This is a genomic window from Actinomadura logoneensis (assembly GCF_003428695.1).
Lineage (GTDB): Bacteria > Actinomycetota > Actinomycetes > Streptosporangiales > Streptosporangiaceae > Spirillospora > Spirillospora logoneensis.
On the sequence record NZ_QURH01000211.1, the window covers coordinates 1 to 24,270 of the forward strand.

General features: G+C 68.6%; 19 protein-coding genes, 2 tRNA genes and 2 pseudogenes. 13 read left to right on the plus strand and 10 right to left on the minus strand.

All coding sequences use genetic code 11. The features are described from left to right. Window positions 1-1,503: pseudogene (locus DZF91_RS39695) on the plus strand (hypothetical protein); the annotation flags it as partial. 256 nt (window positions 1,504-1,759) lie between these two features. On the opposite strand, the gene DZF91_RS11640 reads toward DZF91_RS39695, so the two are convergent. After that, complete coding sequence (locus tag DZF91_RS11640) at window positions 1,760-2,146, minus strand: phage holin family protein (RefSeq protein ID WP_117357487.1); 387 nt, start codon at window positions 2,144-2,146, stop codon at window positions 1,760-1,762. Between the two features lie 97 nt (window positions 2,147-2,243). Beyond that, window positions 2,244-2,975, minus strand: coding sequence for a hypothetical protein (locus DZF91_RS11645; RefSeq protein ID WP_117357488.1), 732 nt, complete (start codon window positions 2,973-2,975; stop codon window positions 2,244-2,246). Window positions 2,976-3,155: 180 nt separating this feature from the next. On the opposite strand from DZF91_RS11645, the gene DZF91_RS11650 reads away from it, so the two are divergent. Then, window positions 3,156-3,815 carry an HAD family hydrolase gene (locus DZF91_RS11650; protein WP_117357489.1) on the plus strand — a complete coding sequence of 220 codons (660 nt, stop codon included), beginning with the start codon at window positions 3,156-3,158 and terminating at the stop codon, window positions 3,813-3,815. 325 nt (window positions 3,816-4,140) lie between these two features. After that, window positions 4,141-6,129, plus strand: a complete 1,989-nt coding sequence (gene recQ, locus DZF91_RS11655) for a DNA helicase RecQ (RefSeq protein WP_268915932.1) — start codon at window positions 4,141-4,143, stop codon at window positions 6,127-6,129. Between the two features lie 487 nt (window positions 6,130-6,616). Here the strand turns inward: recQ and add are convergent, their stop codons facing one another. Further along, the gene (gene add, locus DZF91_RS11660; protein WP_235834214.1) at window positions 6,617-7,657 is read right to left on the minus strand and encodes an adenosine deaminase; all 1,041 of its coding nucleotides are present in this window, start codon (window positions 7,655-7,657) and stop codon (window positions 6,617-6,619) included. Window positions 7,658-7,813: 156 nt separating this feature from the next. Here add and DZF91_RS11665 point away from each other — a divergent pair, with 156 nt between their 5' ends. Beyond that, entirely contained in the window at window positions 7,814-8,320 is a 507-nt protein-coding gene (locus tag DZF91_RS11665) for a hypothetical protein (protein ID WP_117357491.1), read from the plus strand. A 254-nt stretch (window positions 8,321-8,574) separates the two neighbouring features. Here the strand turns inward: DZF91_RS11665 and DZF91_RS11670 are convergent, their stop codons facing one another. Further along, on the minus strand, window positions 8,575-9,051 hold the full coding sequence (locus tag DZF91_RS11670) for a macro domain-containing protein (RefSeq protein WP_117357492.1): 477 nt from the start codon (window positions 9,049-9,051) through the stop codon (window positions 8,575-8,577). A 585-nt stretch (window positions 9,052-9,636) separates the two neighbouring features. Here DZF91_RS11670 and DZF91_RS11675 point away from each other — a divergent pair. The 4 genes from DZF91_RS11675 (at window position 9,637) to DZF91_RS11690 (ending at window position 14,283) form a co-directional block, all read left to right on the plus strand. Further along, complete coding sequence (locus tag DZF91_RS11675) at window positions 9,637-10,230, plus strand: TetR/AcrR family transcriptional regulator (RefSeq protein WP_117357493.1); 594 nt, start codon at window positions 9,637-9,639, stop codon at window positions 10,228-10,230. After that, window positions 10,227-11,573 (plus strand): MFS transporter, encoded by a 1,347-nt coding sequence (locus DZF91_RS11680; RefSeq protein WP_117357494.1) that lies wholly within the window; start codon window positions 10,227-10,229, stop codon window positions 11,571-11,573. The genes DZF91_RS11675 and DZF91_RS11680 overlap by 4 nt, the downstream gene beginning before the upstream one ends. Beyond that, entirely contained in the window at window positions 11,563-13,005 is a 1,443-nt protein-coding gene (locus DZF91_RS11685; protein WP_117357495.1) for a pyridoxal phosphate-dependent decarboxylase family protein, read from the plus strand. Before DZF91_RS11680 ends, DZF91_RS11685 begins: the two co-directional genes overlap by 11 nt. Window positions 13,006-13,158: 153 nt before the next feature. Further along, on the plus strand, window positions 13,159-14,283 hold the full coding sequence (locus tag DZF91_RS11690) for a hypothetical protein (protein ID WP_117357496.1): 1,125 nt from the start codon (window positions 13,159-13,161) through the stop codon (window positions 14,281-14,283). Between the two features lie 967 nt (window positions 14,284-15,250). On the opposite strand, the gene DZF91_RS11695 is transcribed toward DZF91_RS11690, so the two are convergent. The 3 genes from DZF91_RS11695 to DZF91_RS41105 all read right to left on the minus strand — a co-directional run bounded on the left by DZF91_RS11695 (window position 15,251) and on the right by DZF91_RS41105 (window position 19,043). Further along, complete coding sequence (locus DZF91_RS11695; protein ID WP_117357497.1) at window positions 15,251-16,498, minus strand: type II toxin-antitoxin system HipA family toxin; 1,248 nt, start codon at window positions 16,496-16,498, stop codon at window positions 15,251-15,253. Then, window positions 16,485-18,191: a DUF262 domain-containing protein gene (locus tag DZF91_RS11700; RefSeq protein ID WP_117357498.1), complete on the minus strand. Its 1,707-nt coding sequence runs from the start codon at window positions 18,189-18,191 to the stop codon at window positions 16,485-16,487. The genes DZF91_RS11695 and DZF91_RS11700 overlap by 14 nt, the downstream gene beginning before the upstream one ends. A 441-nt stretch (window positions 18,192-18,632) precedes the next feature. Next, window positions 18,633-19,043, minus strand: coding sequence for an AAA family ATPase (locus DZF91_RS41105; RefSeq protein ID WP_117357529.1), 411 nt, complete (start codon window positions 19,041-19,043; stop codon window positions 18,633-18,635). A gap of 27 nt (window positions 19,044-19,070) precedes the next feature. Between DZF91_RS41105 and DZF91_RS11710 the strand changes: the two genes are divergently transcribed. Beyond that, the gene (locus DZF91_RS11710) at window positions 19,071-20,342 is read left to right on the plus strand and encodes a tyrosine-type recombinase/integrase (RefSeq protein ID WP_235834215.1); all 1,272 of its coding nucleotides are present in this window, start codon (window positions 19,071-19,073) and stop codon (window positions 20,340-20,342) included. A gap of 69 nt (window positions 20,343-20,411) precedes the next feature. Here DZF91_RS11710 and DZF91_RS11715 read toward each other — a convergent pair. After that, window positions 20,412-20,484 (minus strand) — tRNA-Arg (locus DZF91_RS11715). 252 nt (window positions 20,485-20,736) lie between these two features. Here DZF91_RS11715 and DZF91_RS11720 point away from each other — a divergent pair. Beyond that, complete coding sequence (locus DZF91_RS11720; RefSeq protein ID WP_117357499.1) at window positions 20,737-21,165, plus strand: hypothetical protein; 429 nt, start codon at window positions 20,737-20,739, stop codon at window positions 21,163-21,165. 92 nt (window positions 21,166-21,257) lie between these two features. Further along, window positions 21,258-21,350, plus strand: a tRNA-Ser gene (locus DZF91_RS11725). A gap of 497 nt (window positions 21,351-21,847) precedes the next feature. Here DZF91_RS11725 and DZF91_RS11730 read toward each other — a convergent pair. Both DZF91_RS11730 and DZF91_RS11735 read right to left on the minus strand, forming a co-directional pair. After that, complete coding sequence (locus DZF91_RS11730; RefSeq protein WP_147341112.1) at window positions 21,848-22,192, minus strand: hypothetical protein; 345 nt, start codon at window positions 22,190-22,192, stop codon at window positions 21,848-21,850. 472 nt (window positions 22,193-22,664) lie between these two features. After that, entirely contained in the window at window positions 22,665-22,970 is a 306-nt protein-coding gene (locus DZF91_RS11735; protein WP_117357501.1) for a hydrophobin family protein, read from the minus strand. 488 nt (window positions 22,971-23,458) lie between these two features. On the opposite strand from DZF91_RS11735, the pseudogene DZF91_RS43140 reads away from it, so the two are divergent. Beyond that, window positions 23,459-23,773: pseudogene (locus DZF91_RS43140) on the plus strand (protein kinase domain-containing protein); the annotation flags it as partial. 204 nt (window positions 23,774-23,977) lie between these two features. After that, window positions 23,978-24,151, plus strand: coding sequence for a hypothetical protein (locus DZF91_RS41950; protein WP_235834216.1), 174 nt, complete (start codon window positions 23,978-23,980; stop codon window positions 24,149-24,151). Window positions 24,152-24,270 lie beyond the last annotated feature (119 nt).

A 24,270-nucleotide genomic window follows, 5' to 3' on the forward strand; every position in this document is an offset into this window, starting at 1 on the left:
CACGCCACCCAGGCGGGCGCGGCGGCCCGCTACGCCGAGCAGACCGCGCGCGCCGCCGAGGAACGGCTCGCCGTCGCCCGCACCGCCCGCGAGCTCGCCGAGGCGGCCCTGACCCGGGCCGAGGCGGACGTCGCGGCGACCACGGACCGGATCGGCCAGACCGAGGCCGCGCTCGCCGAGCGCCGCTCGACCGCGGAGACCGAGAACGCCGAGGACGAGGCCGACCTCGCCGTCGCCGTCGAGGCCGCCGAGCGCTCCCGCGACCAGGTCGCGGCCCTCTGCGGCGACGAGGAGCCCGACACCGCCCGGCTCCCCGCCGTCCAGGAGCGCGCGATGTCCCGGATCGAGGAGCTCACCGGCTTCCTCGCCGCGCTCGACGACAGCCCGCACGACGCCGGTTCCGAGTTCGCCCGGACGCTGCTGCGGCGCGCGAGCGTCGTCGGCGGCTCACCGCTCGCCGTCTCGTCCGCCGACCCCGGCGACTTCGACGAACTGCTGGTCACCGGCACCGAGCGGCTGGCCCCGGACGACCTGCTCATCGGCGCCGTCCACGCCCCCCACTGGACCCTGCTCACCGGCCCCACCCCCGAGGACGCGCAGCCTCCCACCGAGGACACGCCCGAATCCCCCGCACCCGCCGCGGACGTACCGGAGTCCACCCCGCACGCCGCGGACACGGCGGACTCCGCTGCACACGCCGCGGACGTGCCGGACTCCCCCGCGCACGCCGCAGACACACCGGACTCCGCCGCGCACACCGCGGACGTGCCGGAATCCTCTGTGGACGCCGACGACGCGCCGTCCGACCCGACGAACGCCCTCCCGTCGTCCGAGCCGTCCCCGGCGCACCTCCCCGCATCACCGTCAGAACCGGCCGACGCGACGCGTCTGGAGCCGCTGCCTACCGACCTGCCGGAGCCGGAGGGGACGGAGGCCACGCATCCCGCGGATCTGCACGCTCCGGAGCCCAGGCCGGCCGACGCCACGCTGGTAGACCTCGCACCGGTCGATCTGCCGGACGTGGAGCCGGACCCGACACAGGCCATGCGTCCCGCATCCGCCCCCGCCGATCTCCCCGCCCCCGAACCGAGCCCGGCGAACGCCACGCAGCCCGCGCCGGCGCCGGCGGAGCTGCACACTTCCGAACCGGGACCGGCCGACGCCACCCTTCCGGAGCCGGTCCTTGCCGACCTGCCGAGCAACGAGCCAGGCCCGGCCGAAGCCGCGCACCCCGCAGCGGACCCGGCGGATCTGCCCGCGACCGAGGCGAGCCCGGCGGACGCCACCCTCCCAGCGCCCGTCCCCACAGAGCTGACGGCACCCGAGGCCGGACCGGCGGACGAGACGCTTCCCGCGCCCGCACCCGCGCCCTCAGACCTGGCGGGAGCAGGGGCGACGGACGCGACGCTCCCCGCGCCCGTCCCCGCCGACGCCCCCGCCGCTCATCCCGAGGACGTCGCGCACGGCCGTCGAGAGCGGGACTCCTCGAACGACCCGGCCTAGGCAAGGGCCTGTCTCGAGGGGCCTCGACCACACGCGCGAACGCGTGACCTGCCCGGGGAAGCGAAGCCGGAGGCGAGCGGAGCCGGGCAGATCGCGAAGCGATGCCGCGTTCGCCCAGGCACGGTCACGTAGCGAGCCCCTGGGCGAGCGGAGTGGGCCGGGGCTGCGATCAACACGGCCTGGAAACGACGACACCCGCGCCGTCCTGCGGAGGCAGGAGGCGCGGGTGTTCTCGTCGCGGGCGGGGGCCGCTCCGTCAGTCGTCCTCGTCGTCGTCACCGGGGATCAGGACGTGCAGCAGCCAGCCGACGACCCCGACGACGATGGCGCCCCAGAAGGCGGGCCAGAAGCCGTCGACGTGGAAGGGGAGGTCGAACCTGCCGGCCAGGTAGCTGGTCAGCAACAGCAGCAGCGCGTTCACGACCAGGCCGATGAGCCCGAGGGTGAGGACGTAGAAGGCGCATCCGAGGGTCTTGATGATGGGCTTGAGGACGGCGTTCACCACGCCGAAGATCACCGCGACGCCGAGCAGCGTGAGCGCGCGCCTTCCGGCGCTGTCGCCGGTGACGGTGATGCCGCGGATGAGCAGTTCCGCCACCCACAGCGCGACCGCCGTGATCGCAACCTTGATGATGATTCGCACGACTACGATCCTTCACTCCCGGACGTGCGGCGGTCATCCCTCCGCACGGCTACTTCCACGGCCCGGTCCTCCTCTGCGAGGACGACCCGCGCCATCGTCACTCGGCCCTGTCGAAGAACGGGGACGCCGCGTCGATGCGCGGGCCGCCCTGCCGGGACGGTCCGCCGCGTCCGGCCACGGTCGTCGCGGCGGGATCGCCCGCCGGACGGGGCGGGCCGCCTTGACCGCCTCGCGCGGACGAGGTCGGAACCGGCCTCGGCGCACCGCCGGAAACGGGCGCACCGGCCGGAGCGGGCGCGGGAGCACCGGCCGAAGCGGGAGCACCGGCCGAAGCGGGAGCACCGGCGGGGGCGGGAGCAGGCCGGCGGCGGCGACGCCCGGGAGCGGACACGGGAGCGTCGCCCTCCGGCGCCGGTCCGGCGTTCACCGGCGCAGGGGCCTCCGACCAGCGCGGACCGTCCCCACGGGCGGGACGGTCCGCGGTCGGGGCGTCGGCGGCGCGGCGGCCCGGACGGTCGGGTCCGTCACCGCGCCGCGCGCGGGCAAGCTGCTCCTGCAGCTCCTTCTTCTCCATCTCCAGGGTGGTCAGGGAGTCGCGCAGGTCCCGGCGGTTCGCCAGCATCCGGCCGAAGCCGACCCACAGCATGATCATCGCGAGCACGAACAGCACGGCGGTGCCCGCTCCGGCGAGGAAGACCTGCCAGAGGGAGGTGATTCCGGGGACCTGCCGGTCGAAGAGGGTCAGGTGCGCGGGACCGGTGTCGAAGACGACGACCGCCGTGCCGAACGCGACGGCGGCGACGGCGAGGATCAGTCCGAAGAACAGCATCTGGGCGTTCTCCTCTCCTGTAGCGGGGGTGCCCCACCATGCCAGAAGTCGCCCGTTCTATGCCCATTTCCGAAGATTTGTGCAGGTCAGCCCGGTTGACGGAAGCCCGGCCGGGGTAAGGGTCGTTCCCGAGCCACGTTTCGGTCCGGTCGCGGTCCGGCCGGAAGGAGGGACCCCCTGATGACGATCCCGCAGGCCGTCGTCTTCGACATGGACGGCGTGCTGGTCGACTCCGAGCCGGTGTGGGAGGAGGTCCGCCGCGGCTACGTCGCCGACAGGGGCGGAACCTGGCACTCCGACACCCAGGAGCGGCTCATGGGCATGAACACCCCCGAGTGGGCCGCGTACCTGGCCACGGACGTGATCGGCGGCGACGCCACGGCCGAGCAGGTCGCCTACGAGGTCGTGGACCGGATGTCCCGCCGCTACGCCGACGAGGTCCCGGTGATGCCGGGCGCCGTCGAGGCCGTCGAGCGGCTGGCGGAGTTCCGGCCGCTCGGGGTCGCCAGCTCGTCGCCGCGCGTCCTGATCGAGCTCGTGCTGGGCCGCCTCGGCATCGCCGGGCGCTTCCGCACGCTGGTCTCCACCGAGGACGTCGACCTGGGCAAACCCGCCCCGGACGGCTACCTCGCCGCCGCCGCGCGGCTGGAGGTCGCGGCCGAGGCGTGCGTGGCGGTCGAGGACTCCAGCAACGGCCTCCGCTCGGCGCACGCGGCCGGGATGCGGGTCGTCGCCGTCCCCCACCCGCGCTATCCCCCGGCGGAGGACGCGCTGGCGCTCGCGTCCCTGAAGATCAGTTCGCTGGACGAACTCACACCGACCGTCCTCAGGGACCTCTAGCCCATCCCCTGGAACCCGGCGGCCGACCGTCCCCGACGGCCCGGCCGCCCTTCCCCGCACGCCCCGCACCCGAACGCCCATCGGCCAGGACCGGAACGCCCATCGGCCAGGACCGGAACGGCCATCGGCCAGCGCGCACGCGGCCTTCAGAGGTCTGCGGGCGGCCCACGGCCAGTGCGCAGGCGGCCTTCGGGCAGTGCCTGGACGGCGATCAAGGAGCGCCTGGACGGCTTCGGCGGGTGCCCGGTCCGTCCCGTCGGCGGAGGTTGTCCACAGGTCGGCGGGAAGGGCCTCGGCTGTCGGCGGGCGCTCATAGTATGACTCGGTGGCTTCTCCCGAGGACGACGGGTTCCCGCCCCCGTACGACGAGTACCTGAGCGAGGCCGACCTCGCCTACGCCGACGAGGGCCTCCCTCCGCCGGACTTCGACGCGTACGGCGAGCCGGGTCCCGGACCCGCCGAGCGCGGCGAGCTCCCGCCGCCGCACCCCGAGTACGGCACGCCCATCGAGGTGCTGCGCCGCGTCTTCGGCTACGACGCGTTCCGGGACGGCCAGCAGGAGATCATCGAGCACGTCGCGGACGGCGGCGACGCGCTCGTGCTGATGCCGACCGGCGGCGGCAAGTCGCTGTGCTACCAGATCCCCGCGCTGGTCCGGAAGGGCGTCGGCGTGGTGATCTCCCCGCTGATCGCCCTCATGCAGGACCAGGTGGACGCGCTGCGCGCGCTCGGCGTCCGCGCCGGCTTCCTCAACTCCACCCAGGACTTCGAGGAGCGCCGCGTCGTCGAGGCCCAGTTCCTCCAGGGCGAGCTCGACCTGCTCTACCTCGCGCCCGAGCGGCTGCGCGTCCCGGCGACGGTCGAGCTGCTCGACCGGGGCACGATCGCGCTGTTCGCGATCGACGAGGCGCACTGCGTGTCGCAGTGGGGGCACGACTTCCGGCCCGACTACCTCATGCTGTCCCACCTGCACGAACGCTGGCCGGACGTGCCGCGCATCGCGCTCACCGCGACCGCCACCCCGGCCACCCGGCAGGAGATCGCGACCCGGCTGAAGCTCACCGACGCCCGGCACTTCGTCGCGTCCTTCGACCGGCCGAACATCCAGTACCGGATCGTCCCGAAGAGCGACCCGAAGCGGCAGCTCCTCCAGCTGCTGAAGACCGAGCACGCCGGTGACGCGGGCATCGTGTACTGCCTGTCCCGCTCGTCGGTGGAGAAGACGGCCGAGTTCCTGACCGCGAACGGCGTCGAGGCGATCCCGTACCACGCGGGCCTCGACGCGCCCGTCCGCGCCGCGAACCAGTCCCGCTTCCTGCGCGAGGACGGCCTGGTCGTCTGCGCGACGATCGCGTTCGGGATGGGCATCGACAAGCCGGACGTCCGGTTCGTCGCGCACCTCGACCTGCCGAAGTCCGTCGAGGGCTACTACCAGGAGACCGGGCGCGCCGGACGCGACGGCCTGCCGTCCACCGCCTGGCTCGCCTACGGCCTCCAGGACGTCGTCAACCTGCGCAAGTTCATCGACGGCTCGGAGGGCGACGAGCAGCACCGGCGCCGCCAGGCCCTCCACCTCGACTCGATGCTCGCGCTGTGCGAGACGGTCGAGTGCCGACGCGTCCAGCTGCTGAACTACTTCGGGCAGCCGTCCGAGCCGTGCGGCAACTGCGACACCTGCCTGTCCCCGCCCGAGTCCTGGGACGGGACGATCCCGGCGCAGAAGGTGCTGTCCACGATCGTCCGGCTGGAGCGCGAGCGGCGGCAGAAGTTCGGCGCGAGCCACATCGTCGACATCCTGGTCGGCAAGAAGAACGCCAAGGTCATCCAGTTCGACCACGACTCGCTGTCGGTCTTCGGCGTCGGCTCGGACCTGCGCGACGTGGAGTGGCGCGGCGTGATCCGGCAGCTCCTCGCGCAGGGCCTGCTCGCGGTCGAGAGCAACCACGGCACCCTCGTGCTCACCGAGCAGAGCGCCACGGTGCTGCGCGGCGACCGCCGGGTCCTGATGCGCCGCGAACCCGAACGCGCGACCCCGGCGAAGGCCGCCGCGAAGTCGACCCGCGAGCGCAAGGCCGCCGTCGAGCTGCCCGCCGAGGCCATGCCGCTCTTCGAGCGCCTGCGCGCCTGGCGCGCGGCGACGGCCAAGGAGCAGGGCGTCCCCGCCTACGTCATCTTCCACGACGCGACCCTGCGCGAGATCGCCACGGCCAACCCCACGTCCCTCGCCGAGCTCAGCACCATCAGCGGCGTCGGCGAGAACAAGCTCGCCAAGTTCGGCGACCAGGTCCTGGAGGTCCTCACCACCGAACCCTGACCCGCAGCCACCCCGACCACCCGCCGACCCGCCCGGACACACCGGCCGCCCGCCGACCCGCCCGGACTCCCCGGCCGCCCGCCGACCCGCCCGGACACACCGGCCGCCCACCGGCCCGCCCGGACACACGGCCCGCCTGGACACACGGACCGGCCAGGAGGCCGGAAGGGCCGGCCGCCGGTCGATGCGTCCGCGCGGACGCGGATGGCCGACGGTGACCGCCGGCCCCCAGTCGCCAGTCAGCCGCGCTGCCCGGTCAGCCCGGTCGTCCGTCAGCCGCAGTGCTCCGTCGACCGCGGGATCAGGCGACCGCGGGATCAGTCGGCCACGGTGGCCCTTCAGCCACGGTGGTCCATCAGTCCCGGTGATCCATCACCCCCCGGTGATCCGTCAGTCCCGGTGCTCCGTCAGCAGCAGGCTCAGTCGGCACTGATCGTCGAGCAGTCCGGCGGTCCGTCAGTCCGGCGGGGGTCCGTCAGCCGTGGGGTCAGTCGGCGGCGTCGGCCGGGGTGGCGGCGGTCGCGGCGGCCGTCGCCGCGTACTCGTCCAGTTCGGCCAGGTAGGCGTCCTTGGCGGCGCGCGGGAGCCAGGCGATCTCGAAGGCGTTGCGCTCGAAGCGGAGGACCTCGTCGCGGGTCAGGTCCAGCTTGCGCTGGACGGCCTGGAGGTTCTCGGTGACGTAGGCGAGGAAGTAGGCGGGGTCGTCGGAGTTGATCGTCACCTTGAGCCCGAGGTCGAGCATCCGGCGGATCTCGGCGGCCTTCATGTCGGACGTCACGAAGCCGTTCGACACCGGGCAGACGGTGAAGCCGAGGCCCCGGCGGCCGATCTCCTCGGTGAGCCACTCGTCCTCGAGGGCGTTGGAGCCGTGGTCGATGCGGTCGACGCCGAGGACGTCCAGGCACTGCCGGATGTGCTCGTGGGTGTCGGGCTGGTCGATGTCGCAGTGCGCGGTGAGCAGGTAGCCCTCCCGGCGCGCCCGCGCGAACACCTTCTCGAACTTCACCGGCGGGTTGCCGCGCTCGTCGGAGTCCAGGCCGACGCCGACGATCCACTCGCGGTACGGCAGCGACTCCAGGAGCGTCGCCATCGCGTACTCGGCGGAGAAGTCCCGCAGGAAGCACATGATCAGCTGGGCGCGGACGCCGTGCAGCCGCTCGCCGTCCATGATCGCCCGGCGCAGCCCGCGGATCACGATGTCGAACGGCACGCCCCGCGAGGTGTGCGCCTGCGGGTCGAAGAAGATCTCCGCGTACCGGACGTTCTGCGACGCGGCCTTGGTCAGGTAGGCGGTGGCCAGGTCGTAGAAGTCCTGCTCGGTCAGCAGGACGTTCATGCTCTCGTAGTAGCCGACCAGGAAGGACGTGAGGCTGTCGAAGTTGTAGGCGTTGCGGGCCTCCTCGACCGTCCGGTACGGCATCCTCACGTTGTTGCGCTCGGCGAGCAGCATCTTGAGCTCGGGTTCGAGGGTGCCCTCGATGTGCAGGTGCAGCTCGCACTTGGGCATTCCGGCGATGAACGCGTCCAAGGCCATCCTCCTCCGGGTCCGTCCCGTCCGTCCGAGCGTAACCCGGCAGGTCACGACGGGTTCGGGGCGGCCCCGGGGCGGCTTTCCGGCCATTCTCAGGTTTTTCTCAGGGTCTTCCCGGCCCAACTTCCAGGACGGTCGGGTTCGCTGGGTGCCATGAGAGCCAACAAGAAGACGATGGCGGCCGGTGTCGCCGCCGCTGGTTTGCTCGGTGTAGGTCTGTACGCCGCGGTTCCCGCCTTCGCGGCGAACCCGTCCCCGTCCCCGTCCGCGTCCGGAAAGGCGCACGACGGAAAGGGCCACGACGGCGGCCACTGGCGTCACGGCGGCAAGGACGGGATGCGCGGGCACGGCGGCTTCGGCGGCGGCATGCGCGGCGTCCATGGCGAGGCCACCGTGAAGGCCAAGGACAACACGTTCAAGCTGGTCTCCTGGCAGCGCGGCCAGGTCACCGGCAAGTCCGGCACCACCCTGACCGTGAAGAGCGCGGACGGCGTGAGCTGGACGTGGACGGTCAACGGCAAGACCCGGGTCATGAAGGCCCGCGCCAAGGCCGACCTGAACGCCGTGGCGAACGGCGACCAGGTCGTGGTGTTCGGCGACCGGACCGGCGACGTCCGCACCGCCCTCGCCGTCCGCGAGCCGCAGAAGAAGCCGAACTGACCCGGCCGGCCGCCGCATCGCTCATGTAGCCGACGGCGCGGCGCGGAGCCCGTTGCCCGCCCTCCGCAGGGGGACGAGACGCGACGCGGCCATCAGCCCCGCGCCGCCGCCGTCCATCCACGAGCACCGCGGAACAGCCCGGCCGACCTTCCGGCCGCGCCGCGTCGGCCGTGCCGCGTCGGACGTGCCGCGTCGGACGTGCCGCGTCGGAGTTGCCGCGTTGGGGGGACGTGCCGCGTCGGACGGTCCGGTGGTCAGTCGATGTCGTAGACGGTCACGGGGACGCCTCGCTCGACCAGGTGCCGTTCGATCAGCGGTTCCACCTCTGACCAGCGTCCGCCCGCCAGCCCGCAGCCGATGCGCGGCATGTGGACGGACGCCTCCAGTTCGAGGGCGCGCGCGCCGACGCCGTCCAGGCACCTGCCGAGCGCGTCGTACCGGATCGGCACGCCCTTGCTGCCGCGCTTGGTCCCGCGCTGCGCGACCATGTTCGCCACGTGGACGTACTGCTCGACCTGGACGAACTGCACCGCGCCGAGGCCGAAGTCGTTCTTCGCCCGGTTCCGGTGCCACTCGCGGTAGGCGCGCTCCGGCTGGTCCCACCGGCGCGACACGGCGAGCACGAACCCCTTCCCCCAGCCGCCGAGGTCGTTGCAGACGTGCGCGATCACCTTCACGCCCTTGGCCTGCGGAGAGGTCGCGTCTCCGCGCACATACCGGATCCCGCCCATAGCCGGAACACTAGGCGCAGACTCCGACACCCTCCCGACAAAACCTCCCAAAAGAGCGTCGCGCGATGCCGCCGAGCCCGCCCACCGACCCAAGGCACCCGTCCGCCCGCTTCATGAGCGCGCGTCCGTCAGCGTCGCTTGAGCAGCATCACCAGCAGGACGACGAACCCTCCGAGAAGCTCCAGCACTGCGAGGAGCAGCAGGACCAGCAAAACCGAGAAAAGCGATCGACAAGGAGATCTCCTCCTACCGGCTGGGGGGGTGAGGGCCGACAAAGTACCGGCCTCGCCTCTTCCGGACGCCTCACCCCCACCCCCGGATCACGCGTCAGCGCCGCTTGCTCATCCGCCCGAACACGAAACCGAGCCCGACCAGCAGGAGCACCCCGCCACCGAGGACGAACAGCAGCAGTAGGACTTCCATGATCCCTAGACCCGCCACACCGATCTCCTCCAAACCAGGGGACAACGGAGCTTACAGCCCCGAGTCGGAGTCTCTGGAGCTCGGAACCGCCCGACCGCGAGCCGTCCAGGACATTCCATCAAGTGATTGACGGAGATGGGAGCCGGGTCCTAGTTTGACCCCATGAGCGGCGACTCCGCACGCGAGCGGATCCTCGAGGTCGCGACCCGGCTCTTCGCGGACCTCGGCTACGACGGGACCTCCACGCGGCTGATCGCGGAGGCGACCGGGCTGAACATCGCCACGGTCGCCTACCACGTCGGCAGCAAACGCGACCTGTACCTGGCGGTCATGGAGCGCGCGCACCGGAAGGAACGCGCCGCGCTGGAGGAGGTGACCGCCCGCCTCACCCCCGACCTCGAGAGCGTCCTGCTGCTGCTCGACCACTACGTCGACTTCTGCGCCGCCAACCCCGAGATCCCCGCGCTGTGGGTGCACCGGTGGCAGTCGGACGCCTCGGACGTGGCCCATCTGGAGAACGCCTACGTCCAGCCGCTGATCGAGATGGTCGGGGAGGCCATCGGCAAGGTCGCCGGCGAGGACATCGACCTCGAGTACGTCGTGTGGAGCGTCATCTGGTGCACGCACGGCTTCGCCCGCGGCGGCGTCCTGCGCGAGGACGGCCAGCGGCACCGGATGGACGACCCGAGCGCGCTGATCCGCTTCCGCGCCCACATGCGGCGCATGGTGACCGCCACGCTCGGGATCACCCCGTGACCACCGCCCTGTCGCGCCGCCGGCTGCTCGGCTACGGCATCGGCTCGGTCGGGACGGGCGTGTTCTCCGCGGTCCCCGGCCTGCTCCTCCTCTACTACCTGACCGACGTGATGGGCGTCGCGGCGGGGATCGCGGGCGCCGTCCTCGTCGTCCCGAAGGCATGGGACGTCCTGCTCAACCCGGTCGTCGGGGCCGCCAGCGACCGCGAGGCCGTCCGCACCGGGCACCGCACCCGGCTGCTGCTCGCCGGAGCGGTCACCCTGCCCGTCCTGTTCGCCGCGATGTTCGCCGCGCCGGTGGACGGCCCGGGCTTCGCCGCGATCTGGTCCGGCCTGGCGTTCCTGCTGGCCGCGAGCGCGTTCGCGTGCTTCCAGGTGCCGTACGTCGCGCTGCCCGCCGAGATCTCCGAGGTTCCCGCCGAACGCGGACGCGCGATGGCGTGGCGGATCGTCTGCCTCACGGTCGGCATCCTGCTGGCGGGCGGTGTCGCCCCCGCGCTGTCGGACGCCGCCGGCGGCGGACGCGGCGGGCACGCCGTCATGGGCGTCGCGATCGGGCTGCTGATGGGCGCGGCGATGCTGGTCAGTGCCCTCGCCACCCGGTGGATCCCGGCGCGTCCGGGGCCGCGTCCGCTCGGCCTCGCCGCCGCGCTGCGCGCCGCCCGCGGCAACCGGCCGTTCTTCGCGCTGCTCGGCGCGTTCGCCGCCCAGTCCCTCGCCGTCGCGATCATGCTGGCGGGCGCGCCCTACGTCGCCGTCTACCGGCTGGACGACCACGGCCTGACCTCGGTGATGTTCGTCTGCATGGTCGGACCCAGCGCGGTGGCCGTCCCCCTGTGGCGCCGTCTCGCCGCCCGGTACGGTCACGTCGGCTGCTACATCACCGCGGTGGCTCTGTTCGCGGTCACGGACGTGGCCCTGCTGCCCGCCGTCACCGCCGGATCGACCGCGACCGTCCTCGCGCTGACCGCGCTGGTCGGCGTCTGCTACGCCGCCCTCCAGCTCCTGCCGCTGTCCCTGCTGCCCGAGACCGTCCGCGCCGACGCCGGACGCACCGGACAGGCGCAGCCCGGCGCCTTCACCGGCATCTGGACGGCCGCCGAGACCGGCGCGATGGCCCTCGGGCCGGGCGTCTTCGCGCTGATCCTCGCGGTGACGTCCTTCCACTCGTCCGACCTCGACACCCCCGTCCGGCAGCCGGACTCGGCCCTGACCGGGCTGACCGCCGGATACACGCTGGTCCCGGCCGTCCTCCTCCTGCTGAGCGTCCCCCTCCTGCTGGCCTACCGCGGGCTGGCCGCCGCCCACCGACCCACCGGAGAGCCCCACCCCCATGTCGCCTGAAACCGCCCTCCCCGAGTCCGGACGTCCGGCCGCCGACGTCCTCGCCGAGCTCGCCCGCCTCCGCGCAGGGGACCTGCCCGTACGCGGCGGCCGGGTCACCGCCTACGTCTACGACACCGGACGCGACGCCGTGCACGACCTCGCCGCCACCGCGCACCGCGAGCTGCTGGAGGTCAACTGCCTGGACCCGACCGCGTTCCCCAGCATCGTGGCGCTGGAGCGGTCCATCGTCGCGGCGGTCGCCGTCCGGCTCGGCGGCACGCCGGCCACCCCCGGCGTCTTCACCAGCGGCGGCACCGAGTCGATCATGCTCGCGGTGAAGGCCGCCCGGGACGCCCGTCCGGTCGAGGGACGCCCGCAGCTCGTCCTGCCCGCCACCGCCCACCCCGCCTTCCGCAAGGCCGCGCACTACCTCGGCCTGGAGGTCGTGACGATCCCGGTCGACCCGGACACCTTCCGCGCCGACCCCGAGGCCACCCGCGCCGCCCTCACCCCGCGGACCGTCCTGGTCGTGTGCTCCGCGCCGTCCTACCCGCACGGCGTGCTCGACCCGGTCGAGAAGTTCGCCGCGCTCGCCGCCGAAGCCGGGATCCTCTGCCACGTGGACGCCTGCGTCGGCGGCTGGGTCCTGCCCTGGATGACCGACCGCGCCGTCCCGCCCTTCGACCTGTCCGTCCCGGGCGTCACGTCCCTCTCCTGCGACCTGCACAAATACGGCTACGCGCCGAAGGGCGCCTCGGTCGTCCTCTTCGCGGACGAGGCCCTCCGCCGCCACGCCTACTACGCGTCCGCCGAGTGGCCCGGCTACACCGTGATCAACTCGACCGTGCAGAGCAGCCGCAGCGCCGGCCCCCTCGCCGCCGCCTGGGCCACGCTCCGCGCGCTCGGCGCGGACGGCTACCGCGACCTGACCGCCGCCGCCATGGCCGCCGCCGACCGCCTCCGCGCGGGCATCGCCGACATCCCGGGCCTGCGCGTCCTGGGCGACCCGTCCGTCCCCCTCGTCGCCGTCACCTCCGACGACCCCGGCCTGGACGTCTTCGTCCTCGCCGACCAGGCCCGGACCCGCGGCTGGTTCTTCCAGCCCCAGCTCACCTACCAGGGCCTCCCCGCCAACCTCCACTTCACTCTGACCGGCGTCACCGACGTCGAGGCCCTCCTCGCAGCCCTGGCCGACTCCGCCAAGGCCGCCCGCGAAGCCGGCCCGCCGGACGTCCCGTCCGACCTGATCGACGCCCTGGCCACCCTGGACCTGACCGCCGTGACCGACGCCGACTTCGCCGCCCTGCTGACCTCGGTGGGCGTGGACCTGAACTCCGAGGCCACTCCGGAGATGGCCTTCGTCAACACCGTCCTGAACGCCCTCCCTCCCACCACCCGCGAATCCCTCCTGATCCGCTTCCTCTCCGTCCTCTACTCGACCCCCGCATAGCCCGCTCCCGCGGGGGCCAATATCGACCCCATTTCCCGCTCAAAGGAGCGATAACAGCACAAAACTCACAACCGCAATAGCCCACGAGCCACGGTCCTTTTCCCGATAATGCGAAGGGGCACCTGCCCTTTACCGCAGCGGAAGGACCACACGGTGACGCTGTACGCATACGACGACCAGCAACGTTCGCTGTCGGCCATCTGGGGAACCGGGACCGGCCACCGGCTCGCGCCGGTGGCCGCAGTCCCGGAGAGCACCAAAGACAGGGACGCCCTGCGCCTGGCGGAGGCGTTGACCACGCTGTCGGGCGCCCTGTGGCGGACGTACACGCACCCGCCCGAAGCCGCCGGAAGCCTGGAGGAGAACAGCGAAGGCTGGCGACGCGCCCAGACCCAGGCCGTGCTGCCGAAAGTCCCCGAGATCCTGGAGAATCCGAACCTCCCCGACGGGGGAACCATGGTCGTCTCCTACGACCCGGTCGAGGAGAGCGCCCACCACGTCGGAAGGGCCCTCCACGCCATCTCCGACGACAAGCTCTCGGACGCCGTGATCCGTGAGGTCCGCACCGAGCTGGACGCCATCGAACGAGCCGGCCTCGGCGACCTCACCGGACGGGCCGCCCACGCCGTCACCCTGACCCGAGCAGGCGCCTCCCCAGCCCAGATCGCCGCCGCGGACGAACTCCTCCGCACCGGCCCCCTCGGCGACCCCGCCCTGTTCACCGACCTGGACCCCGCCGCCTCGGCCGTAGCGGCCGCCCACTGGCTCCAGGCGGCGGCCGACGTCACCGCCAAAGCCTCGGGCATCGCTCCGACGGCGATCGTCCGAGACGCCGACAACATCGAAGCGCTCCCCTACCGCACGCCGACGATCGTCCTCGAACTCATGCAAGAGGGCCTCTCGCCCTACGACGCGGTGACACACCTGCTCGCCGAAGCCATGGCCGTCGCCGAAGGCTACGTCTACGACGTCGAGGAACTCCAGGTGAGGTTCGCCGAACTGGACGAACTCGCCGACCGCTACCCCGACCTCCCCGCCTCCCTGCTCGCGGAGGTCAGACTGACCACACTCGACCCCACCCGCCCCGCCCTGGACCTCCTGGAAGACCTCCTCACCGGAATCCGGGCCTGCTGGCTGATCTACTCAGAATCCGCCGACCTCGACATCCCGGACACCGAAGACGAGGCCTACGCAGAAGAACTCGACGAACAGGTCCACACCGCCTTCCTGGAGGCCGTAAGAAAAGAAGCCCAAAAAACCGCAGACCGCCTCCACTAATCTTCACCCCAACGACACAACCACCCATCCCAAACAAGTGCCTCGACGGCAACGCCCGGCACCGAAGCCCTCGCCAGAACCGCTACCGCGCCTTCACAAGCTCGGCTCGCGGCCAACAAACTGCCGCTGAACCGTCCCCGTGTGGATCGTCCGCCATGCCTGCCCCAAGGTGCTCCTAGAGACCGTGAGGTGGTGAAGGTTCAGTGGCACTGCCACGGAAGGGACCACAGAAGATCACCGTCGGCGACGTCGAATCCGGGAGGGGGGTACGTGGCCGCCCGACCTACTGCCAGGCGATGGGTTGGTCCCCACTGTCCTTCGCCGCGCAGCAGACCGCCAGCGCAGGCACGCTTGGCGGTACCCGCGCCCATCCAAGCAAAGACCTCGACCTCCCGCAGCGCCACCCTGCCTCGGACCGCAGGCCCCGCTTTCCTCTCCCGAACCTGTCAGACCACGCGAGCGTGGCCGCACATGCTGTCCGAGCTTGAACGAGCATCGCGAATAGGAAGGATGCCTACGGGTACCTGATGGCGCCTAACAAGGTCGGCAGCGAACCCCCAGCAGTGCAACTTACGCCATCCAGAAGGCCGAAGCTCCCTCGGCAATCCAAAGGCCCATTTCTATAATAAGAAAGAGCCTTAAATAGTGCACACTAGAAGGATTCCAGGCACTAGGCTTCTAATCCACAGCAAGATCGAGTCCGTCAACAGACGTCCCCCACGGTCTCCTGACCAGCGTTGCAAGCTCCCACTCTCGTCCACTTCTATCCAAGGTCATCAGACGCCTTCGGTTAGCACCGCCATCAGCGCGCACACCGTCCCGAGGGGTGCGCGCCCGCGAACGGCGAGGCGTGTGGCAAACAGATCCGTGCGGGCGTACCCCAAAGCTCCCAGGGATTGCGGGCCGCGGCCGCGAGCCCTCGCTTTGCGTACGACCCGTGCCCCGAAGCGCAGCGCCGAAAGCACCCTCAGCTCAAATTATGCTTAGCAAGCCAAGCAGAAACCGCAGACAGCAACCCAGGGCTATCCTTGAGCTTTTCCTGATGCTCACTCCAAGCATCGCTCATTTTGTCGCGAACAGATGCCACTACATCGGTCAAATTGGCGCCAGTCAATCCGAAGCGCCGGTCTAGCCTGCTCTCCAGAATTTGGAACGATGCAAGAGAGACTGATTCAAATCGTCGACTGCCGCAGAAGGTCAGCCCAAGATCTTCTCTTTGTTCGCCCGACTCGTAGTACGGCATAGTCGAAACCAGGTCATAAACCGGCGACAGTGTCGGCATGCGACGGTCGGCATATATTAGCGACCAGTTTTTAAGATGGGAATCGCCATTGCCGATCATTACTCCAAAGGCAAGGCGCCGAGCAAACTCTTGCAGCGCACCTAGGTCACGCCCTCGATACACCAGTGCTGCGACTGTTTCAAAAGATCCTTCATACTTATTCTGGGGGTATTTGTCTCGCACCTGAGCAAGATCTTCAATATGAACGGTGGATCTATTTACATCGGGAAGACGATCAAAACGACGTGTCGCGTAAGCCCATTCTTCACTATTAGGCCACATGCGATCTGGAAGACCGCTTAGTTCGTCACGATGTATAAGGCGCACATCAGGAGTATTGATTCCTACTTCGCGCGCAAGGGACATCATGCAGAACTCATTCCGCGGAACATCCGGGAAGCGATAATCCGGAAACTTGACCAACCAATCTCCACGCTCGCCTACCGCTGGCACAGTTAGTCGATCACCTCTGGCCAGCATCGAAAATTTAAGCGCAACTCCAGCGAGGGAGAAACGCCAAGGCGAGAGAGCTGAGGACGAATACTGCTGTGGGTCGGGTATTATTTCACCTAGCGGCCACTGCCAACTCCCATCCGGACCGTCTGCCGGAAATACTTGCACGGCACCTGGCAGGTCACTACCAACCTGAGCTAGCAACTCCATTTCGCGATCCAGGGCGACATCCCGATCTTGCGCTATCCACTCGCGGAGAGGCCCTTCGGGGAGAAGATTTGAGAACCAGCGCGGAAGTCGTAAAGCAGAAGCATAAGGGCGACGCAGATTTTCCTCAAAACGCAGTCCCAGAACGGGACGTGAAGGATCTACAACGTAGTCTTCATTGAACATGAACCTGGTATAGTCGCCTTTTTGGCAGAGAGTGCCGATGCGCTGCCCATGCAACAACACTGCATAATAGTTCTCAGTCAACGCCATTTGAAGATTCGTCCAGTTCGTCCAGGTCAAGGGAATCAAGCGGCGGAGTGTCCTCGTAATTCCATTCTGCCATTCGAGCAAGGAATGTCGCGAGATTTGCAGTGACTGCCTCTTGCCGGCGGAGAAGGAACGGTTCTTTGTGGCCCTGTGAGAACAATTTCACAGATGTGCGATCAAGGCAATAGGATATGAGGACGCGCTCCCAGACGTCATCTTCCATGTCCAACGGTTGTTGGGCTATTCCCTCAAGGAACGTGTCCGCCGAGTCGGTCTCACTTGGCACGAAGAGCCGGTTCGCTGCCCAGAGCTGCTGGCGACCAGTCAGCCCGTGACGATAGAAACGATGAACTGCCAAGGCTGCCGTGGACTGTTCCGAGAGCAAAGTGGTCAATTCACGAGTATCATAAATCTGCCCCGTGACAGGAGAGCGAGGGTTTAGCGCCCACCAGGAACATAGAATAATCTTGCCGACAGCCTCGTTAGTTCGGAAGCGCTCACTATTAGGAGTGGCTGGATTCGCTTCATTCATTGAATTTATGAGCCCCGTAATTGAGCCCTCCTCGTCGCCTGGCTTTACCAGTGCACAGAGTACGCGGCTCATTTGTGTGAAGCTACCCTTGAAGACTGTGGGTCCACTCACTGCCACGCGCCAGTAAAAGCGGCGAAGCAGCAGGAGGTTTCGCTCATTGGGATTCGGAAAGTGGGCGAAGAACCTGGTAAGGACAACAAGAAGTGCCTTGTAGGTGAGCAAAGAGAGGTGCGGGACTCCTGCACTGTTCTGGAGGAAGGTAACTGCTCGGACCAGAGCTTGCTCGCCCTCTTCATAAGCGGCATCTTGCTTCTCGCCAGGAAATTCCGGTGCAGTGCGTCGACTGCTGTCGTCGAATTCGCTGCGAATATCGCGCATCGGGTCCGGGCCCCGCCGAGCCAAAATCGTATGCAACACGGTGTTATCGTCAATGATACCGAACCCAGTACGCGCAGCGACACGCTCCGCAATTCGAGGGATCGATAGACGATCCGGCGCGCCTTCCTCTGGTCCGGCAAAAAGAGCTGAGAAGATCTCGGCCCTACTAAGCCGCTTCCCATAGTTATTCATCCGGTCGAAAATATCGGTCAAAATTCGTTCGTCGTGCTGACGGACCAAGTATGCTGGAACCTTATACTGGCGAAGCAGTTTGGCCACACGACGCGCTTCAGGGAAGTACTCTGAACTCGACTGCCCGGGCCCGGAAAACCAATTTAGCAACTCGTCTAGATCGAAAAGCACCGGAAGTGGAACTTGGCTCGCATCCGGAAACTTGGGGCAGTCGATAAATTCTCGATTCGCTAGATCATAGTAGATGGAGAATGGAGAATGTTCATTTCCTTTGGGATGAAGAGCATTCGCTAGACTAGTGATGCGCTGCTGGCCATCGACAACCCACAGGATGTTGTCCCCGCCTGGCGCATCGATTGAAAGTGAGCCCAATGTAATACGGTCGCGCCCCGACTGGCGAACCCACAGCAGAAGGCTACCGATGGGGTAACCCTTTATTATGCTGTCGAAGAGTCTAATTACATCCTGAGTACCCCAGCGAAAATCTCGCTGAAAATGAGGAACGCGAACTCGTCCGCTCCAGGCTTCGCCCACCAGATCTTCAAGCTCATAAGTTGTTGCGCTTGGTTGTGTATCGAGTCCAGCGGCAGACATGGCTTCACGCTTCCTTCATGAGACATCCCGCTTATAGTGTGCTTTTCCGCTTCATGCGAAGGACAAACTCTAGGCCTAGGACCTTTGCCCGCCAAGCTAAGCACCCTCCCAAGTATGACACTACGTTACCGCTTGTGAACGTCTTTCGAATGTCTCTATGGCCAGTTGTGGCTCCTGAGGACGGGGAGCGGCCGCGGGAGCCGCGCGCCTGGCACTCAGGAGGCCGGCGATCGCGGAGCGGGCGCACTTGAAGACGTAGAGAGAGTTCTCATCCGGCTCGGGTGTCACGGGTGTCACGTGGGTTAGGGCGTGAGTTTGTGGAGGGCTGTGCGGGTTTGGTCGGCGAGGCTGAGGGCTGCGCCGTGACGGTTGTCGATCGTGGTGGTGATGCCGGGCGGCGGGCTGTCCTGGAGGGTTGTACTCGTCCCAGTGGTTGAGCTTTCAGGCGTCGCGTGGGGCGTCTCGGGTTTCGATGTAGTCGTGCATGGTGTCGTTGTCGCTGTGGATCCAGATCGCGGCGACGTCCACGCCTCTGGCCTTGCAGCGGTGGGTGAGGCGGTCCAGCCATCCCGGGGTGTGGAGCTCGGTGGCAAAGGGCGCGGAGACGATCATGTAGACGTTGGCGTCGATGTTGGCGTAGGCGCTGTTGAACAGGCACCGGTACTCGTGGGAGCGGATCTCGCGCTGGTAGAGGGTGGTGTGGCGGTCGTGGGGGTAGCCGCCCAAAGAGATGAGCAGGCGTTCGGTCATGCGACGGGTCATGGCGTCCTTGTCCAGGACGGACCAGCCGGTCATGTCGGACAGGAAGCGCGCGAACTCGGTCTTGCCTGATCCGGCGTAACCGGCTACCAGGAGCGGGGCCGCGGTAGCGGTGGTGACGTGGCGGGAACCGCCCTCGCCACCCCCGACGAACCGGACCGCCCGAAGAAGAAGCGGAAGGCCGCCAAGAACACGCCCAAGCTCCGCGACGGCGTCATGAAGCGGGGCAACACCTGGTCCTACGTCATCCGCGTCAAGGACCCCGAGACCGGCATCTCCAAGCCCAGGTGGGTCGGCGGCTTCCCCAGCGAAGAAGCTGCCAAGGAGGCTCGCGACGAAGCACGCGTCAGAGCTCGCCGCGGCGAGTACATCGACCGGAACCTGATCACCGTGGCCGACTACCTCGATGAGTGGTTGGAGAACCACGCGGTCACGATCAAGCCCAAGACGCTCTCGGACTACCGGCACCTGATCGATCGCCACGTCAAGCCGCGCATCGGCGGAGCCAAGCTCCAGGCCGTCCGTCCCGCGCAGATCACCAAGCTCTACCGGGACCTGATCACCGAGGGAGGACGCTCCGGAGCCGGGCTGTCTCCGCGCACCGTCGCCTACGTCCACGCGGTACTTCGAAAGGCGTTCCGGGACGCCGTGGAAGTGGAGCAGCTCATTCCGTCCAATCCCGTCGAGCGCGCGAAGCGGCCGAAGTCCCGCCCCGGAGAACTGGGCCAGATCTGGACGCCGGACCAGCTTCGGACCTTCCTCGACCACGCATCGGCTCACCGCCTTTCCGCGTTCTTCCACCTCGCCGCCTACACAGGCGCCCGACGCGGAGAACTGCTCAATCTGCGGTGGCGGGACGTCGACTTCACCGGCAGCCAGATTTACATCAAAGGCTCGGCCTCATTCGTCGCTGGGCAGCGCATCGAAGGGACGACCAAGAGCGGCCGGTCTCGCGTGGTCAGCATCGCCCCGGGAACGGTGAAGGTTCTCAAGTCCCATCGGGCCCGGCAGGACGCTGAGCGGCTCCTGGTCGGCAAGGACTGGAAGGGAGCCGCGGCCCCCGGCGACCGGTACGTCTTCGCCACGGGGTGGGGCGAGCCGATCCACCCCGACACGGTCTCGTCGCTGATGGCGACGCTGATCAAGTCGTACAACCAGCCGAGCGAGGGGGAGCCTTCCGCCGAGCCGCTGCCCCGCGTCCGGCTTCACGACCTCCGGCACGTCCACGCCACGACGCTTCTGCTGGCCGGCGTGGCGGTGCACGTCGTCGCAGCTCGGCTCGGGCACGCGGACCCGTCGATCACGCTCCGGGTCTACGCGCACGTGATCAACGAACAGCTCGCTGAGGCGGCGGACATCTTCGCTCGGCGGATCGGCGAAGGAATGGAGTAGGGGGCGCTGTTAGCAAGCCCGTTAGCAAAGAAGGCACTTCCGAAGATCGGAAGTGCCTTCTCACCTGTGCGCACCCGAAGGGATTCGAACCCCTAACCTTCTGATCCGTAGTCAGATGCTCTATCCGTTGAGCTACGGGTGCCCGCTTCAGGTCATCGACCTGTCGCGTTGTTGCCGTCCGGAAGTCTACCAGCTCCGCACCTTGGTGCTTGCGCCGTTGGTTTCCGTCCGAGCGACATGACCAGTGTAGGGCACCTGGGACGGTGCTTGCGCCGGGATGTCGTGGGAACCGGACGGGGCCGAGGTGCGCCAAAGGGTGACCGAGCCGGAAGTCGGGCGGACCCTCTGCAGTCGTCCGATACTCGGCTCCCCCCAAACAAGGAGAATCATTCAGATGCGCATGTCCGCCAGCCACCTGATCGGGACCGTCGTCCTGGGCGGCGCCTTGATCGCGTCCGCCGCCTGCGGGCCGCTCGACTCGGTCACCGGCGGGAACAAGAAGGCCGCGTGCGACAACATCCAGTCGGAGCTGGCTTCGATCAAGACCAAGATCACCTCGCCGGACGCCAGCAACCTGCGGGCCAGCTCGGCCGCCAACGCCAGGCTCTACCGGGACGCGGCCGGCAAGATCCGGAGCGAAGGAGCAAAGGCGGGCGGTGACGTCCAGTCGTCCTCGGACAAGGTCGCCAGCGACCTCGAGTCCCTGGCCACCGTGCTCGGCAACATCGGGGCGGGCGGCACCGGCACCTCGAACATGAGCGGGAGCCGCAACTTCATCCAGGACGCCGCCGCCCTGGGCCGGGCCTGCGGCTACTCTGGCTGACCCCGACACGACCGGAAGAGGCTATCCTCGTCATCGGCTTTGCCGGTTGGCCCGCCGCCCGGTAGCCTGTGCTGAGCCCAACGGGCTCACATGGAGGATTCGCCTAGTCCGGTCTATGGCGCCGCACTGCTAATGCGGTTTGGGTTTACCGCCCATCCGGGGTTCAAATCCCCGATCCTCCGCCACCTGACCAGGGGCTTCGCCGAGAGCAAGATTCTCAGCGGAGCCCCTGTCGCGTTCCTGAATGCCTGGTTTGATGGGACTGGAGTGCACGTGGTGGGCACAGGATGGCGCCCGCTCCCAGAATCCGCTTGTGGGCGCTCGAGATCGCTACTCAGCATGTACCGCAGCGAGGCCGCGCAGCGCTGCGACCGTCGCTACCCCCAAGGCCCGCCCGCTCGGTCGCAGCCTCGCCCGCCGGGCTACTCCCCCTCCCGCCCCTGTTGCGACTGCATCACTCCGCCGACGCCTTCTTGGCTCGTCGCCATGTCACGCGCCTTTCGGTCGGAGACCGAGCATTGGGCGGGTTGCTCGCGCTTCAGACGCGCACGTTGGCACAGACCCACGGCCGCCCTGTACACGGCACCGTCCCGGAGGAATATCGGCTTGCACGGTGGCGGACGCGGGCCGCCGCCCACGGAGCGCGTTCCGGGGCGGCGGGTAGGGCGTGGGCGGGTGGGGCTCAGCCTCTTATCCACTCGCCGTTGCGGCAGGTCCACTTGATGCCGAGCCAGCTCCAGTCGCTCTCGCCGTCTTGATAGGTGCGGGCGCTGGCGCTGACCCGGCCGAGGACACCGAATCCTGACACCCAGATGCAGGGTTGACCGTCCGCAACAAGGGCTCGACGCTTGGTCGGGTCGTCGTCGGGGACCACGCACTTCTTGAGCTTGGAGAAGAAGATCTCGTCTTGGCGGGGACACTCCGGGTCGTCGGCGGCGCGGGCGGACGCACCGGTCGCCACGGCTCCGGTCGTCAGCGCCGCCGCCACCGGCAGAGCGGCCGCCACAGCGGCGATCCGGCGTCTCATCTTTGACATTCTTCTGCCTCACTCTCTGTTGTCGGTCTGACTACAGAGAGTGAGGTTCCCTGATCGGGGCGGAATCAACCTGGATGGCGGAGGCGGCCGGTCCCAGCGGGGGGATGAGCTGCCGCGATCTCTGGACGCGTGAGTGACTCCGAACGCGCAGGGCGGCCGGGCTCGCCGGGTCTGGTCGGTTGGAGCTTCTGGTCATTCACAGACCGGTGAGCACGGCCGTGGCCGGGTGACGGTGGAGGCGCTGCGAGTCTCTGCTCGAATGATCGCCGCCGGGGTTCCGGGTGCGGACGACGGACGGCGGCGGTGGACCGCATCGATCTGCCGAGTGGCCTCGCGGAGTCCCGAACCGAGCGTCCGCTGGACGCCTCCGGGGCGGGCAGGAGCCTCGTTGCCAGCGGTCGCCGAGACTCGGGCCCGCCCTGCCGGGCTGGCGGCGCTGAGCACCTGCGCGGCGTTGGAGGCGTCAGCAGAGCACGGTGGTCTCCCGACCGAGCACGATGAGCCCGTTGATGTTGTTGGTCGCGCAGAAGTTGTGCTGGTTCGGGGCGGGCGCGGGGACGCAGTTGAGGCCGACGGGCTGGCCGGTCGGCTCAAGGACGATGCCGAACAGGCCGGCCAGCGTCTTGGTGGAGCCACTGACCTCCTTGTGGATCTGCATGCACCGCATCGGCTGCCCTTCGGCGTGGGCGGCGGTGGCGGTGAGCGCCGTCGCGGCGCACGCCGCCAGCAGGGCGGTCGCGCAACGGCGAGGGATCGAGGTCGTCAGCACGGAGTGTCCCTTTCTGTCGACTGCGCTGGGCACCCTCCCATCTATGCCCCCACCCTGGAGCGATGACACTGTGTAGTTGCCTTGTGATGCTAGGTCCTCTCGGGTGTTTCGAGTCCCCGAGACCTGGCGGCGGGCCGGATCGTTGCTCTGGTCGCCCACTGCCGCGCCGAAGGCTCGTTCGTACCGGGGCGCAGATGGAGTTGTTGCGGAGGGCTTGTTGGCGCTGCTGGTCCTGATGGGCGGGTGGGGCGGTAGGGCGGGGAGACGGGCTTCGGGCTCCTCGGCGAATGCGTCTGGGGCGAAGGGGGCGTCCTTGCGAGGACCGCTCCAGAGTTGAGATAGCTGGTGGCCGGTCCAGGCCCTGGGCGGCGGCGCAACCGGGGGGGCGGGGCGGCGGCGTCCTTAGGGCGTGGAGTGGCGCATCGACGGGTTTGAGGAGATTCGCGAGCTCGGGCGTGGCGGGCAGGGGCGGGTGGTGTTCGCCCGGCATGCCGTCTCGGGTGACCTGGTGGCGGTCAAGTACCTGCTCGCGAGTTCCGGGGCGGGTGCCCGCGCGGTTCCGGGAGGAGGCCGTCCTTTTGGGACGGGTCCGTGACGCGCACGTCGCGCGCCTGTTCCAGCTGGTGGAGGGCGAGCGGGGGCTCGCGCTGGTGATGGAGGCCGTAGATGGTGTCTCGTTCCGGGACATCCTCGACCGGTACGGGACGCTGGCGCCGGAGGCGACGTTGGCGGTTCTGAAGGGGTCGCTCCTCGGCTTGGCCGCCGCGCACGCGGCCGGGGTCGTGCATCGCGACTACAAGCCGTCCAACGTGATCGCCCCGGCGGGCGGACTTCTACGTCGCCAGCCGGTACACGCCCAACGACACGTTCGCCTCGCGCTTCTTCCAGGACGAAGGCATGAGCTGTCCCGCCCACACCACGCTGCGCGTGGGCGCGGCGGCTTACGGAGCGCGCCAGACCGTCGACAGGTCTGCGCGGATGGGCACTCGCACAGCGCGCTACATCGAGTGGTCGGTTCCCTGTGGACGCGTGACTACAGCCGGGACGGCTATTTCAAGACGCGAACGTCCACCACCTACACCGAGCGGATCTGGTACCTCCCCGCCTCGGAGATCGTCATCGCGGACTTCTGGCGCACCCCCGACCTGGAGAACATCCTGGCCAAGGCGATCTGGACCTGACGCCGGGGTGATGTGGTGCTCGTCCGCGGGCAGGCCGGTCGTGGTGAGGGCGGCGGACCGTCTTCAGGTAGCGCCACGTGCTCGTCGGCATTGGGCCGGCGCGGCTGAGCGGCTGCCGC